Annotated in this window: 15 protein-coding genes and 1 pseudogene; 8 read left to right on the forward strand and 8 right to left on the reverse strand. The window is 64.1% G+C overall.

The features are described from left to right. Positions 1 to 19 precede the first annotated feature (19 nt). The gene (locus tag BDO18943_RS11220; RefSeq protein WP_175022346.1) at positions 20 to 991 is read left to right on the forward strand and encodes a LysR substrate-binding domain-containing protein; all 972 of its coding nucleotides are present in this window, start codon (positions 20 to 22) and stop codon (positions 989 to 991) included. A gap of 69 nt (positions 992 to 1,060) precedes the next feature. Here the strand turns inward: BDO18943_RS11220 and BDO18943_RS11225 are convergent, their stop codons facing one another. After that, a complete protein-coding gene (locus BDO18943_RS11225; RefSeq protein WP_235995940.1) occupies positions 1,061 to 1,759 on the reverse strand; it encodes a hypothetical protein in 699 nt (232 codons plus the stop codon). An 86-nt stretch (positions 1,760 to 1,845) separates the two neighbouring features. Beyond that, a complete protein-coding gene (locus BDO18943_RS11230; RefSeq protein ID WP_175022347.1) occupies positions 1,846 to 3,738 on the reverse strand; it encodes an SAM-dependent methyltransferase in 1,893 nt (630 codons plus the stop codon). 246 nt (positions 3,739 to 3,984) lie between these two features. Here BDO18943_RS11230 and BDO18943_RS11235 point away from each other — a divergent pair, with 246 nt between their 5' ends. Continuing rightward, on the forward strand, positions 3,985 to 4,326 hold the full coding sequence (locus tag BDO18943_RS11235) for a hypothetical protein (protein ID WP_175022348.1): 342 nt from the start codon (positions 3,985 to 3,987) through the stop codon (positions 4,324 to 4,326). Between the two features lie 182 nt (positions 4,327 to 4,508). Here the strand turns inward: BDO18943_RS11235 and BDO18943_RS11240 are convergent, their stop codons facing one another. Then, positions 4,509 to 5,186 carry a hypothetical protein gene (locus BDO18943_RS11240; RefSeq protein ID WP_175022349.1) on the reverse strand — a complete coding sequence of 226 codons (678 nt, stop codon included), beginning with the start codon at positions 5,184 to 5,186 and terminating at the stop codon, positions 4,509 to 4,511. A gap of 34 nt (positions 5,187 to 5,220) precedes the next feature. Next, positions 5,221 to 5,595, reverse strand: coding sequence for a VOC family protein (locus tag BDO18943_RS11245; RefSeq protein WP_175022350.1), 375 nt, complete (start codon positions 5,593 to 5,595; stop codon positions 5,221 to 5,223). A gap of 202 nt (positions 5,596 to 5,797) precedes the next feature. On the opposite strand from BDO18943_RS11245, the gene BDO18943_RS11250 reads away from it, so the two are divergent. Then, a complete protein-coding gene (locus tag BDO18943_RS11250) occupies positions 5,798 to 6,526 on the forward strand; it encodes a hypothetical protein (RefSeq protein WP_175022351.1) in 729 nt (242 codons plus the stop codon). Positions 6,527 to 6,705: 179 nt separating this feature from the next. Here BDO18943_RS11250 and BDO18943_RS11255 read toward each other — a convergent pair whose 3' ends face one another. Further along, entirely contained in the window at positions 6,706 to 7,620 is a 915-nt protein-coding gene (locus tag BDO18943_RS11255; RefSeq protein ID WP_175022352.1) for an alpha/beta hydrolase, read from the reverse strand. Positions 7,621 to 7,707: 87 nt separating this feature from the next. Beyond that, positions 7,708 to 8,844, reverse strand: a complete 1,137-nt coding sequence (locus tag BDO18943_RS11260) for an AraC family transcriptional regulator (RefSeq protein ID WP_235995942.1) — start codon at positions 8,842 to 8,844, stop codon at positions 7,708 to 7,710. On the opposite strand from BDO18943_RS11260, the gene BDO18943_RS11265 reads away from it, so the two are divergent. The 4 genes from BDO18943_RS11265 (at position 8,843) to BDO18943_RS11280 (ending at position 11,227) form a co-directional block, all read left to right on the forward strand. Then, complete coding sequence (locus BDO18943_RS11265; RefSeq protein ID WP_175022354.1) at positions 8,843 to 9,301, forward strand: GNAT family N-acetyltransferase; 459 nt, start codon at positions 8,843 to 8,845, stop codon at positions 9,299 to 9,301. The genes BDO18943_RS11260 and BDO18943_RS11265 overlap by 2 nt on opposite strands. Before the next feature lie 141 nt (positions 9,302 to 9,442). After that, positions 9,443 to 9,808 carry a VOC family protein gene (locus tag BDO18943_RS11270; RefSeq protein WP_175022355.1) on the forward strand — a complete coding sequence of 122 codons (366 nt, stop codon included), beginning with the start codon at positions 9,443 to 9,445 and terminating at the stop codon, positions 9,806 to 9,808. 252 nt (positions 9,809 to 10,060) lie between these two features. After that, positions 10,061 to 10,486: a hypothetical protein gene (locus BDO18943_RS11275; RefSeq protein ID WP_175022356.1), complete on the forward strand. Its 426-nt coding sequence runs from the start codon at positions 10,061 to 10,063 to the stop codon at positions 10,484 to 10,486. 198 nt (positions 10,487 to 10,684) lie between these two features. Next, entirely contained in the window at positions 10,685 to 11,227 is a 543-nt protein-coding gene (locus BDO18943_RS11280) for a serine/threonine protein kinase (RefSeq protein WP_175022357.1), read from the forward strand. A gap of 129 nt (positions 11,228 to 11,356) precedes the next feature. Here the strand turns inward: BDO18943_RS11280 and BDO18943_RS42605 are convergent. Further along, a pseudogene (locus BDO18943_RS42605) lies at positions 11,357 to 11,536 on the reverse strand (GNAT family N-acetyltransferase); the annotation flags it as partial. A gap of 76 nt (positions 11,537 to 11,612) precedes the next feature. Next, positions 11,613 to 12,740, reverse strand: a complete 1,128-nt coding sequence (locus tag BDO18943_RS11290) for an aminotransferase class V-fold PLP-dependent enzyme (protein WP_175022358.1) — start codon at positions 12,738 to 12,740, stop codon at positions 11,613 to 11,615. Positions 12,741 to 13,096: 356 nt separating this feature from the next. Between BDO18943_RS11290 and BDO18943_RS11295 the strand changes: the two genes are divergently transcribed. Beyond that, positions 13,097 to 14,278: a serine hydrolase domain-containing protein gene (locus tag BDO18943_RS11295; protein WP_175022359.1), complete on the forward strand. Its 1,182-nt coding sequence runs from the start codon at positions 13,097 to 13,099 to the stop codon at positions 14,276 to 14,278. Positions 14,279 to 14,321: the final 43 nt, after the last annotated feature.

The raw sequence follows: 14,321 nt of genomic DNA on the forward strand, positions 1-14,321 counted from the left end.
ATGAATACATGACCAGTCAATGACTTTTGACGCGAACGACGTGGTCAGGCGGCTGGGCGCGCGCCTGAAGATGCGGCACCTGGTGCTGTTGTTGCAGATCCAGCAGCACGGATCGCTGACGCGCGTCGCGGAGCACATGGCCAGCAGCCAGCCGGCCGTGACGAACGCGTTGTCCGAGCTGGAGAGCATGTTCGGCACGCCGCTGTTCGAGCGCTCGTCGCGCGGCATGCGGCCCACCGCGCTCGGCGCGGTCGTGCTCGAGCGGGCGAAGGCGATGATCAAGGATCTCGACCACCTCGCCCGCGAAATGGAGGCCGTCGCCGCCGGGCATGCGGCCCACCTGCATATCGGCGTGATTCCGTTCATTTCCGGACAGATGCTGTCGGCGGCGCTCAAGCGGCTGCAAGCGCGCATGGAGCGGCGCGTGACCGTGACGATTCACGAAGGCACCAGCGATCAGCTCCTGCTGCAGCTCAGGGACCACAGCGTCGACATCGTGATCGGGCGGGCGTCGTCGGCGATCGATCTGGGCCAGGTCTCCTTCGAGGTGCTGTACCAGCAGCAGCCGCGCATGATCGCGAGCCGGCGTCTGGCCGCGAAACTGGCTCGCACCGCGCTCGACTGGCACAAGCTGCACGCGCTCGACTGGATTCTCGGCGCACCGCATACGCCGATGCGGGAACAGGTGACCGACCTGTTCCTGTCGGCCGGCATCCCGCCGCCCGTTCCGATCGTCGAAAGCTATTCGTCGAAGCTGATCGGCGAGATGATCGCGTCGAGCGACGAGGCCGTCTCGATCGTGCCCGCCGATATCGCGGAAGAACTGGTGCGGTTCGCGGGCGTGGCGATCGTGCCGTACTCGCTGGTGTGGACGCTCCCGCCCATCGCGCTGTTTACCCGCGCCGCCGATTCGCGCGCGCCGGCGCGCGATCTGCTCGTGGACGCACTGCGCGAGGTGTGCAGGGAGACGTACGGGGACGCGCAGCGATAAGGGTTCGCGCGCCGGGTCCGCCGAAAGCCGTCATACGCTTCGACGAATACCGGGCCGCCCCGTAGCAGGCTACTGGCTGGCGGTGAGGCGACGCAGAATTTCCGCACGCTCGGCGGTCAGCACATGATCCGAGCCCTCGCCGCGGTCATAGCGCTTGGTCGTCCGGTAGGAAAACCGCTTCCTGTACTGGCTGGTGGCGGGATCGAACACCCACGCATCAACGACGAACAGGTGCGCCTCGAAATGACTCTCGCCGTCGCCCCACACGTAATCGGCTCGAACGAACACCGGATAGGGCGACACGTCCGGCACCTTCCACATCGCGCGGTCGGCCAGCTCCGTCTGGGTGACTTTCGGCATCAGGTTCTCGATCTTGCCGTTCGCGCCATAACGCAATATCGCCACGCGCTCCAGCATCCCGCTGCCACCGCCGAAGAACATCCCCGAGAAGAACACCCACGAGCCGCCCGACGCAATCGGCAACCGTTCGGATCGCGGCTTCAGACCGAACTGGTACACGTCCTTCGAGCCATCGTACAGCAGCGCGGGCGGCATTTCGAAGCACGGCGCGCGATCGGGGAGCACGCAGAGTTTCACGCCGGACAACGGGAACCCCTCGTTGTCCAGCCGGCCCTCCGCCTGAGCGAAACGTGGGAATGCAAGTTCGCTGGATGCGGCTTGAGCCCCTGCGATGCCAATGACGAAAACGCTCAAGATCACGCCGAGCGGCTTGAAAACCCTGCGCATGCACCTGCCCCCTTCTCTCATGTTTTGTTAGGCGCGAATTGTCGATGATCCGGCCGCGTCTGTCGAATGAACGGGTGCGGCCGGCGACGTGCGCCGGCCAACACACATCAGACGGTCGCCAGCACCAGACGCCCCGGTGACGCGCCGATATGCAGCCCGTCGGAACGATTCGCGAGATAACGCTGGTTCAACTCGTCCGGCGTCCAGGTGTTGCTGTGGCTGAAGCCCAGCGCAGCCAGCCTCCCGGTCAGCTCGGCGGGTTCGAAGAAGCTCTTCCACGGTTCGCCACGCTCGGCGAAGCGCACCATCATCTGCTCCACCGCGATACGCACGATCGGCGACAGGCTCGACAGCGGGACCACATATTCGAGCAGAACCGCACTGCCTTTGGCGCAGCCGGCGATGAAGCGCAGCGTCTCGACGACCGCGGCCTCGTCGAGATACATCGTCACGCCAAGCCAGCTGAACAGCGCCGGCGCATCGGCATCGAAACCGGCGCGCGCCAGTCCCTCCGCGAGACCGACGCGCTCGAAGTCGACCGGCACGAACTGCAGCGACGGCGGCACCGCGATGCCGGCCTCGCGCAAGCGGGCCTGCTTCCACGCCTGCGTCGCCGGCAGGTCGACCTCGAACACGCGCCCCGGCGCATCGGGTCGCCGGTATGCGCTGGTATCGAGCCCCGCGCCGAGCACCACGTACTGGCGGGTGCCGCGTTCGATCGCATCGGCCCAGACGTCGTCGGCCAGCCGGCTGCGTACGACCACCGTGCTGCGCATGCCCACGGTCATCGGCTGGCGGAACTTGTCGAGGTTGTCGCGCAACGCTTGCGCCTCGGCCGTGCCGAGGACGGTCAGCGCGACCGGATCGTCGAGCACCAGCGGCCGGTCGAGCACCTGGTGCGCGGCCCGCTGCGTGGCCACCATCAATGCGCTCGGCTTGGGGCCGGCGTTCATCGGTGTCGTGTCGTGGCCGACGATATGCGCCCGGTTCAGATAGGCCAGCAACGCATCGTCGAGGCCGATGCCCAGTTGCAGATCCGGTTCACGCATCATCGCATCGCGCACGCGTGCCTCCAGCGCCGCGTCGTCGCCGCAGAAGCTGTCGAGAAACAGCTGCTGCCAGCGCTTGACGACGGCCTGCACCGGTGCGGCGCCGGCGTCGACGCCCGCGTCCAGGTGCGCTCTCAGCTCGACCACCAGTGCCGGCCACGCCCGATGCTTCATCGCGGCGAACTGGCGCCGCCGCACTTCGTCGGCCTGAGCCGGATCGAGGTATTTCGCGAGCAGCGCACAGCGCGCGTGCGTGAACGCTTCGTCGATCCATGCCAGCATCTCCGCCGTGATGCCGACGATTTGCGGGGCGCGCGGCTCGTCGAGCTGCATCGTCATCAGCTTGGCCGCGAGCGTCGGGTCGTTGCGGGTCATCCGGACCACGAGCCGGATCCAGCGCCACGCCAGTGCATGGGCGGCCTCGCTGTCGGCCGGCAGCGCCTGCTGCCGGGCAATGCGGACTTCGTCGATCAGTTCGAGCCAGGATGGATCCGTCGGCGCGATCGTATCCGGCCCGGTTGCCAGCAGCGCATCGAGTTCGTCGTCATCAAGGTGTTTTTGGATCATGTTCATCAACTCCAGAGCGTTCAGCCAGTCGGTCGCCGTGGTCTCGTCGCCGGCGGCGATCATGTCCACGATGTATCGCAGGTGACGACTGAGGCGCTGCGCACGCGATGCCTGCACGTCGAGTTCCGCAATCTGGCGCCGCAGAAGCTGGAGCGGCGAACCTGCGAGTTGACCATCGAGGCTGGCCTTGATGTCCGGCAGCGAATACCCGAACCGCTTCAGCGCCTCGATCCGATGCAGCCGGACGAGGTCGTCCCGCCCATACAGGCGCGCGCCGCCGTCCGTGCGCTGCGACGGTGACAGCAGCCCGATTGCATCGTAGTGATGCAGGGCCCGGACGCTCAGTCCCGCCTGCTTCGCCAGATCGCCGATTTTGAGTCGCATTTTTTCCCAGTCGTCGGGGTCGACCATAAAAGCTGACGTAGCGTCAGGTGCAAGTGAAATCGAAGGAATTGTGTGTGCGGCTGGAAGACGTCGGGGTCATCTTCCGGGTCTTCACGCAAACCTGCTGCGGATGTTTGCGGCGGCGTTCCCGGATTCTTGTCGACGAAGCCCGATCATGCCGAACGCCGGAGCGGGAAGAGATATGCTTCAATCGTCTGTCTTTCGCCATGATTCAAGGGGGTTCCGTTGAGGCGACGCTACGAAGCAGCATTCATTCTCCCGCTACCGAATGAAAAGCGGCTAACCGACGATGGCTGGGAGTTCACTGCCGATACCCGTCTGCCCGAGGCCACCCGAATCTTCCTCGCGACGGCGCTCGGGATGCAGCCACTCGAACAGTTCGCCGGCGAACAACACTACGTGAGTCCGGAAGTGGACGCATCCACGCTTGAGGACGACAGCGGCGCGATCGAGTTGGTGCATATCAAGCTGTACGACATGCGAGCCGAACACCTTTTGAAGATGTTTGACGCCAGTTCGCTTGCGGCGACCACGGAGCTGTTTTTCCCGCCATCGTGGAAGAAATAGACCATTCATCCAGCCGCTACGCCCACGGACAGCCTGAAACCGTACGCTGGAACCCACGCGAATACGGCTATGACCCAGGCGCCTGCACCTCGCCGCCCGCTGCCTGACATGGCCGCGCCCACGCCGGAACGCTGCGCTGTTTGCGCAGGGTACTGAAGATTGCGATACCCGCATGACGCCCCCTACACGGTCACGATGTGCCAGTGACCTTCGAGCATATCGAGCGAAGGGGGTATCTCGTGTTTCGGTCCCGGTTTGAACGGCGCCCCGAATGTATCGCAGTCGGTCAACGATCTTGGAAATTCGCCGATCTCACGGCCGGCCCACGAACGTCGTGTCCCGGCGAGAAGAACCGACGGGATTGCAGCGCTCAATGCAGAGAAAGCGAGGTTCAACGCTGGCTCGGCCTCCGGGTGGTCGCAGGCCATTGCGGCAAGAATCGTGTAGGAGAACTGGCTACGGCTTCGATCATGACCGTCACCCGTGGCATTGCGTACTGCAAGAAAGCCATCCGGCGGGCAATCGTTGCACTTGCCCGGGCCAGGCGACCAAGCCGAAAAGCAGACGAAGTCCCAATGCGGCGAATCCTGGTCGCTATCGGGTGACAAGTGGGTCCATTTTCGGTGCGATTTTTCATTCCACCCGATCGGGCCGAACCGCACGACAGTCTGGTTAGGTGAACCCTGCCGACGCCGATCGAGCTGGGTCATCCGCAACGATGTCCGGCCCCGTGCCGACGACAGCAGTGGCGTCAAAGCGGGAACCAGTTGCTGCCATACGGAATGGTTCCACCCGCACGGCGCCTCCGGCGTCGCCAGAAGCAGACGGACATCGTATTGACGCGTGTCGTATGTACTCATTGCGTGTTTGCCAATGGGAGGAATGCCCGGCCAATCACCCCTCGGCCCGATGGCAAACCACCTCGATATTGTGTCCGTCCGGCCCAATGACAAACGCCGCGTAGTAATTCGCGTGATAACGCGGCCGCAGCCCCGGCGCGCCATTGTCCTTCCCGCCTGACTCCAGCGCCGCGCGATAGAACGCGTCGACTTGCTGCCGATGCTCGGCCACGAACGCGATGTGAAGATGCGCCGGTTTCTCCGTCGTCTGGAACAGACACAACGAGGGCTGGCCCGGCGGAGAAATCTCGATGCCGTACGAAGGCTCGCCCTCCCCCTGCACCACTACGCCAAGCGGTTCAAGCGCGTTCAGGAAAAACGCCTTGCTGGCTGCAAAGTCGCTCACACCGAATTTGACATGGTCAAACATGACTCCCCCTCGGATAGATGGGTCTGCCGGCACCCGGATGGAATGTGGAAATCACCGCGATGTTGCCACACGTAGCCGTCGCCGGCACCCCCGCTCGCGACCGAAAAAAAAAGCCCGACACAGTCGGGCCAACGAGCGAGATACAAGGAGACATCCCGCTCATCCCTCATCGAGCGGTCACTGCGCGCTACCTGACATCATCATGATCCTGGCAATAGCCGACGATCGCGCACGGCGTTGCGACCGATCGTCGATCGACAGGCTTGCCTGGAAGGATTCGGAAAGAAACGACTACTGCGAAACCGGAGCGCCGGATGCTCCGTCCGCCGGCATCGTCGGCAACGGAACCGCAGCACTATTCGCCCCGCTGCCCGTTGCGCCGGCCGAATTCGTGGTGCCCGTCTGTCCGCGGCGGCCGCGGTGTGCGCCACGCACGACCGGGGGCGCGCTCGCGGCAACCGGCTGGATCGGCGGATGCGCGATGTACTGGAAGTTTTCATTGATCGCGCTATTGCCCGTATCGTACGACCGGTGCACGAATACGCTGCTGGTCACGGACTCGCTGGCTTGCGCGAACGCCGGCGGCATGGCGGACATCATCGCGGCGGCGGCCGCCGCGCTCAACGCGGCGATCCGCACGAGCAAACCGGCATCGCGGACTGTCGGGCGTACTGTCACGCTACGTTTCCTCCAATGTGCATCCTGTCGGCGATCGTCCGGCCGCCCGCGGCGCCCGCCCGAAAAAATTGGCCCGCACGTGAATGCGCGGGCCAAGCCGAGAACACAACAACACCTTGGGGGGTATCAAGGCGAGACCAGTCTAGCCCGAGTCGCCCGAAAGAAAATTTCAGGCCAAATTACAGCTATTACTCCATATAACGAAGCATCGGCTGCCGTCGCATGCGTCCAGGTGGTGACACATCGCCCGTGAGCCCGCGTGCCCGTGTCACGACGGCACGGCGTGCCGTTCGCGTGCGTCGCTCCGGGCTGGCAGATTGGCGCCATCGCGCTTCAAGCTTCCACGTGCCCGGCAAACGCACGCACCGTCAAAACCGGCAGCGGCGGCAGTCATACAAGCTATGGACACCGCCAACACAGCAACGTGCCAGATCAACGCGTGCCGGACAAATGCAGCGTGAACCACTCCACCGCCGCCTGGCTGGTTGCGCCGAAATGCTCGATATACGGCGTGAAATGCCCGCCCTTGATCTGGAGCAAGCGCTTCGGCTCCAGCGCGTTTCCCCACGCCTTGAGGCACAGGTCGGTGGGCGTCAGCAGATCCTGGTCGGCCACGATCATCAGCAACGGGGTGGGCGAGATGCGATCGACAAACTGGCCCGGTTCATTCTCGCGCGACATCTCGGCGCTGCGCAGCGTCACTTCGTTTTTCCAGTTCGGTGCAAACTGCGCCGCCGACTCGGTGAAGAACCGGTACGCATCCGCGCCGGCCATCGCACAGGCCGTCGCGGGATCGGCACTCACTGCCGGCAACATCGCCGGCGCGCCGCCCGCGAATCGCTGCGCGCGATCTTCGTCGAAGCGAGCCAGCAGCGCCGGCACCAGATCGGAACGCGTGCGGCGCAACGCCGACTGATACCCGCTGACCGTCGGCACCTGCGCAACCACGCATTTGACGCGCCGGTCGATTGCCGCGACTTCGAGCACGTGGCCACCGCTGTAACTGGTGCCCCAGATGCCGATGCGTGCGGCGTCGACCTCGGGGCGGGTCAGCAGATAGCTGATCGCATCGCGATAGCCGCGCTTCTGTTGCACGGGGTCGATCTCCTGACGCGGGTACCCGTCGCTCGCACCGAAATTCCGGTGATCGTAGAGCAGCACGCCAAAACCGCTGGCGGCAAACACCTCGGCGTAGCGGTCCAGATATTGCTCCTTCACGCCGGAGAAACCGTGCGCCATCACGATCGCCGGATACGTCGGCGTATCGGCGCGGCGCTGCGCCGGCTCGTAGTACCAGCCTCGCAGCGTGGCGGCTTCAGACAGGAATTCGATGTCGTGTCGCGTCATGTCGGCTTACCTCATTCGGTCAGTGTTATCGATGACCGACACGATAAGCGTGCACGCCGCGCCCCGCGTTTGCAGGAAAGACGATTGCTACGCGGAATCGGACAGTTTCGCGTACGCGCTGGGCGTCATGCCGACAAACCGGCGAAACACGGTCGAGAAGGCGCTCGTGGTTTCGTAGCCGAGTTCGGCCGCGACGGCGATCACCGCGCATCCGGACGCCAGCAGCGGGCGCGCGGCCGAAATCCGGGCTTGCTGGCGCCACTGGCTGAACGACAGCCCGGTTTCGGCGGTGAACAGCCGGGCCAGTGTCCGGCTCGACGCACCGACTTCATCGGCCCATTCCGTCAGCGTTCGCTGATCGGCCGGATGCTCGAGCAGCGCGTCGCAGACTCGGGCAAGACGCCGGTCCTGGCCTGACGGCAGCGGCAAGGGCTGCTCCGGAGACCACTCGATTTCGGCCAGCATGAGCTGGATGACGAGATCGTCGCGGCCGTCGGGATCGACCTCGATCGGGAACGACGACGCGCGCACGATCAATTCACGCAGCAGCGGCGAAACGTTGACCAGGCTCGGCTGATCCGGGGTTGCCGACCGGTACGCTTGCAGGTCGACGTAGACCGTGCGCATTTCGAGTGGCCCGTGCGCGTGCATCGCGTGCGGCAGGTCCGGCGGAATCCAGAGTGCGCGATGAGGCGGGATCATCCAGAGCGACTGGCTGGCGATGACTTCAGCGATGCCCGTCGTGGTGTAGACAAGTTGCGCGCGCGGGTGCCGATGCTCGGCGACAACGAAGCCGTCGGGGAATGCTTTCGGCATGACGGCGGCGATCCCCGGCGCATGCTGGTAGTCGCGCGGGTCGGTGCTCTTCGTGACGGATGCGATACCGGCCCGCTTCGGCGCTGCCGCCGCGTCGTGCTCGATCGCTTTACCGTGGCCGCGCCCTTCGACCTTCATCGCTCGTCCTCTCGTTTGTGCGGGATCGCCAGGTCGTGCGATCCGGGCGAATCGGACAGATGATACGGGAATGTCGGATCCCGGGAATCCTGGCGGGAAGCCGTGAATCGGTAACGAGATCTCACCGCCGATTCGCTGTACCGGAGACTCGATACGCCGCATTGAACTTCCGATCGCGCCAGTTCCAGCGCAGTCTGCGCGATCTTGGAAGTTCGATTCCGTGCTGCTATCGTTGTGCCCCTTTTGAAGCTTTCGGAGCGGCCGATACATGCCCTTGATCTTGCGTCGAGCGATTGCGGATGATGCCGCAGAGGTGGCTGAAGTCTATCTACGGTCGCGCAACACGCTGGCATCCTATGCGCCGCTCGCGCACGCCGAAGCCGCTGTCCACGATTGGGTGGCCAACATACTTGTGCCGTCGGGCAACGTTACCGTTGCCGTGAACGATAACCGCGTAGTCGGCATGGCCGCGCACGTCGTTACCGATGGCGTGGCATGGCTTGACCAGTTGTATGTGTGCCCCGAATTCAAGCGACGAGGGATTGGGTCTTCCCTCCTGGAATCGGTGAAGTCGCAGACGGTTGGCATGCTCCAGCTCTATACGTTCCAGATGAATCGCGATGCTGCTGCGTTTTATGAGCGGCATGGGTTCGTTGCGATTGCATACAGCGACGGAAGCAGGAACGAGGAAGGTTGTCCCGATGTTTTGTATTGCCTGACGCGGTAGCGGCTGCCCGCCTGGCACGCAGCACCTGTCCGTCATCGGCGATGATTGAAGGACTTGATCTCCGGAACCGTTCCATGTCGTTACGTGCGGTCGCGGCACATATAATTGCCTCCCGGCAAACCACTACGGAAACGGGTACGCATGAGCATTCGAGGGAAAGACCGCCAGATCGATAACATCGAATTCAGTGTCAGCGACATTGCACGAAGCAAGGCCTTCTATGGCAGCGTTTTCGGCTGGACCTTCACTGATTACGGCCCAACCTACACCGAGTTTCAAGACGGCCGGATCACGGGTGGGTTGACAACCGGTGGGCCCGTCCGGCCGGGCGGCCCGCTCGTCATCCTCTACGCTGACGATCTGGTCGAAACCCAACGAAGGATCGAGGCGGCGGGGGCCATCATCAGCCGCCAGACTTTCTCGTTCCCCGGCGGCCGGCGTTTCCACTTTCTTGATCACGACGGCTATGAACTGGCCGTATGGTCAGCGGACGAATCGGGCAAGTAGCCAGACAAGAACCCGTAAGCGGTGAGAGCCGCCGCCCCAAAGACACCCACGACCGGGCGCCTTGAAGCTCAAGACGTCCGGAATGATTCGGAAACGGGTGCTCACGGGAATGGCCGTCAGCAGACTCGACCTCGCAAGACATCGACGCGCGTCTTCGACACCGCCAGATCGCGAACGAAACGTCTTTCGACATAGCATTCAGAATCGCTTCCTGCTGCGATCCACAGCAGCGTGCGAACAGCCAGGAACCCAATGCATACCGTCAAGATCGCCAGGAACCGCCCGGATTTCAGATGCTTTATCGACCTGCTGTACGGGCACCCACGGAATGTGGATACGGATGGCGACGCCTATCCGGTCAACAGCAGGCTTTGGACGCGCCTGTACCTCCGCGACAGGAAAAGCGACGCCCCGAGCGTCGAGATCGATCCGACCGACACCGATCCAGCCATCTTCGCGGTCACATCGGACGCGCCAGAACTGGAGGAGTTGACCGCGCTCTATCTGTATCTCACCAGCGGCGACTCGATCCGTGCCTCGGAAAACCTGTTGGCGGCGTCGGACATCGAACGGCTCAGGGAAAAACATGCTGAAGCACTTCAGCGGGCCGATCGATCCGTCTGGCACCAGTCTTCGGATGAAGACCCTTACCCGAATCAGCGCCTGGCGGCCGGTTGAACGTTGCCGACGTCGTGACGAAACGCGCCGGCCGTGTCATCGTTCGATCGTCCTCCCCGTCAATGAAGCCTTCATCGGTACTGTGGAGACCGGCGACAGGGTCCAATCCGGGTCATTCGACAGGCACGTTCGGATCGCCGACAATCGAGTGACTGAGCCAGTGAACCCCGACCATCCGATCAGATACCCCGATTCGCCATGAGTGACAATATCGTCTGGGTCGTCGATATCGACGCAAGCCTTGAAGAAGCACCGATCCTCGCGCAACGCGGCATCGCATGGCTTGCCGAGCAAGGCATCGTGCAAGCGGTGCCCGAAAGCGGCAATGGGCTGCACGGCGATATCTATCGTCCCGGCCCGAATGCCGATGCGTGGTCCGAGTTCATCAGTCTCGGCAACGACTGGTGTGGCGTCGGCCTCGAGACCGAACGCACGGTCTTTCATTCAGGCCCGGGGCCCAACGACGTACGTTGTCCACACTGCGGCGCGTCTCACTCACTCGATGAGGTACCCTGGGGCGACGCAGTCGGCGCCTGGTACTCGAACGAAGCCGATGACACGCTCGCCTGCCCCGCATGCGGCGGCTCGGCACGCATCGTCGACTGGACGTTCCTCGAGCTCGACTGGGCATTCGGCAATCTCGGATTCGGGTTCACGAACTGGTTGATCGAGCCACGTCTCGCCGTCGAACTCGGCAAGATTCTCGGGCATCGCGTCAAGATCGTGCACCACCACATCTGACGGCTTGCATCGGCGTCCCGCGCGTGACGCGATGCGCAGGAACATCCCTGCCTTGTCGGGCAGCAGCGACGGCTGGAAGCCGTAACGCTCGTAGCACTTCGGCGCCCCGTGATCGGCCATCAGGCTGACATAGGCGGTCGGCGGCGCATGCTCGTGAATGTAGCCCATGAGCGCCCGCATGATCAGGTCGCCTACGTCTTTCTTCTGGTGAGCGGGCAACACCGCGATATCGACGATCTCGACGAAACAGCCGCCGTCGCCGATTACCCGGCCAACTCCGACCGGGACACTGTCGCAATGAGCGACGATGCGAAAGAAACTGCTGCGTCTCTCTAACGCACCGCCCTCCGGGCCCGTTTATACCGTTCCCGATTTCACCAGCCTGCTAGAGAATCCGATCCAGCGCGTCGGCAAACCGTGCAACCGCCCCATCGACATCATGCAGCTTGTCGAGGCCGAACAGCCCGAGACGGAAGGTCTTGAAATCCTCCGGCTCGTCGCACATCAGCGGCACGCCGGCCGCGATCTGCAGGCCGACGTCGGCAAATTTCTTCCCGGTTCGAATCCCGTCGTCGTCCGTATAGCTGACCACGACGCCCGGTGCCTCGAAGCCTTCGGCCGCGACGCTGCGGAAACCCTTGTCGGCCAGCAGCGCGCGAATGCGCGTGCCGAGCTCGAGCTGCTCCGCTTTCACCTTGTCGAAACCGTACGCCTCGGTTTCCTTCATCACGTCGCGCAGCGTCGTGAGGCTGTCCGTGGGCATCGTCGCGTGGTACGCGAACCCGCCGCCTTCATAGGCTTCCATAATCTGCAGCCACTTGCGCAGATCGCACGCGAAGCTGGTGCTGGTCGTCGCGTCGATGCGTTCGCGGGCGAGCGCGCTGAGCATGACCATCGCGCAGCACGGCGACGCGCTCCAGCCCTTCTGCGGCGCGCTGATCAGGATATCGACGCCGCTCGCCTGCATATCGACCCACACCGTGCCGGACGCGATGCAATCCAGCACGAACATGCCGCCGACCGCATGCACGGCGTCCGACACCGCGCGCAGATACGCATCGGGCAGCATCATCCCGGACGCGGTTTCGACGTGCGGCGCAAACACCAGATCCGGCTTGTGCTCCTTGATCGCGGCGACCACTTCGTCGATCGGGGCCGGCGCATATGCGGCCTGCCGTCCCGCTTCGACCGGGCGCGCCTTCAGCACCGTCGTTTCGGACGGAATGCTGCCCATGTCGAAAATCTGCGACCAGCGGAAACTGAACCAGCCGTTGCGGATGACCAGGCACTTCTTGTTCGTTGCAAACTGCCGCGCGACGGCTTCCATGCCGAACGTCCCGCTGCCGGGGACGATCACGACCGACTTCGCGTTGTAGACTTTTTTCAGCGTGGCGGAGATGTCGCGCATCACGCCCTGAAAGCGTTGCGACATATGGTTGACCGAGCGATCGGTGTACACCACCGAATATTCGAGGAGCCCCTCGCGGTCAACATCGGGAAGTAAACCAGGCATGCTCGCCTCCGGTGAAAGATGAACGATGGAATCTGGGCGAGCAGTGTCCGTCATGCGATACCGCCCTGCACCCATGCAATTGCGTTATTTTCTCGACGAAAGCAGATTCTAACGAAGGCCGCGCGCCGCTTGGGGCCTATTTTGTCGGCGGTCCCGCGTATGGGCGACGTGGCGCCGCCGCCAGCCGGAGCGCCTCGCTGCCACGGAGCCGCCGCGGCCCCCCGGCTGAATCGCCCGCCCGGTGGCCGTCGACGTCGACCGTGCGGCGCACGAAGCCCTGTTCCATGTATGGATAAGTGGCACTTCCGCCGCGTGCCGCCTAACATGTCGGCTCCCCCCTCACGACAGAGTCTTCGATGATCCCCAACCGAGCGTCATCACAGCAACCGTCGGCCGATCCCGCACTCACCCAGCGCGTCGATGCGGTACTGTCCCGTCAACTCGAAACGCAACGCCTCGTCGGCGTGGTCGTCCTGATCGCACGCGACGGCGAGCTCGTCTATCGCCGTGCGGCCGGGTTCGCCGACCGCGAAGCGCGCACGCCGATGCAAGAGGACACGCTGTTCAGGCTCGCGTCGGTGACGAAGCCGATCGTCGCGGCGGCCGCCATGGCGCTCGTTGCACAGCACAAGCTGTCGCTCGACGACGACGTCACGCGCTGGCTGCCCGAGTTCCGGCCGGCGCTGCGTGATGGCAGCGTACCGGTGATCAAGGTGCGCCACCTGCTCACGCATACCGCCGGCCTCGGCTATCGCTTCGCGGAAGCCGACGCGACGGGCCCGTATGCGCGTGCGGGCGTCTCCGACGGGCTCGATGGCGCATCGATCACGCTCGCCGAAAACATGCGCAGGATCGCGAGCGTGCCGTTGCTGTACGCACCCGGCACCGGCTGGAACTATTCGCTGTCGATCGACGTCGTTGGGGCGGTGATCGAGGCCGTCACCGGACTGCCGCTCGCCGATGCGGTCGATGCGCTCGTGCTCCGCCCGCTCGGTACGCGCGACACGGGATTCGTCGCACGCGACGCCGCGCGGCTCGCGACGCCTTACGTCAACGACACGCCGCAGCCGCACCGGCTCGCCGAGAACGAAGCCGTACCCATCTACGAGGGAACCGTCGGCGTGACGTACTCGCCGTCGCGTGCGCTCAACGCGGATGCATTCGCATCGGGCGGCGCCGGGATGGTCGGCACCGCCGGCGACGTGCTGAACGTGCTGGACACGCTACGAGCGGGCGGTGGCGCAGTATTGCCGGCCGAGCTCGTCGACGAAATGGGCCGCATCCACTCCGGCAACCTCGAGTTGCCCGACCTGCCGGGTGCGGGTTACGGGATCGGGTTTTCCGTGTTGCGCGACCCGCGCGCGGCACTGTCGCCGGAGTCCCCGGGCACGTGGCGCTGGGGCGGCGTCTACGGGCATTCGTGGTTCGTCGACCGCACCCGCGGACTCACCGTCGTGTCGCTGTCGAACACGCTCTACGAAGGGATGAACGGCCCGTACACGCTCGATCTGCGCGACGCGATCTACGGCATCGGCTGACACGCACAATTGCGCGCGCAACAAAAAAGGCCCGACACAGTCG

The organism is Burkholderia aenigmatica (genome assembly GCF_902499175.1).
GTDB classification, from domain to species: domain Bacteria; phylum Pseudomonadota; class Gammaproteobacteria; order Burkholderiales; family Burkholderiaceae; genus Burkholderia; species Burkholderia aenigmatica.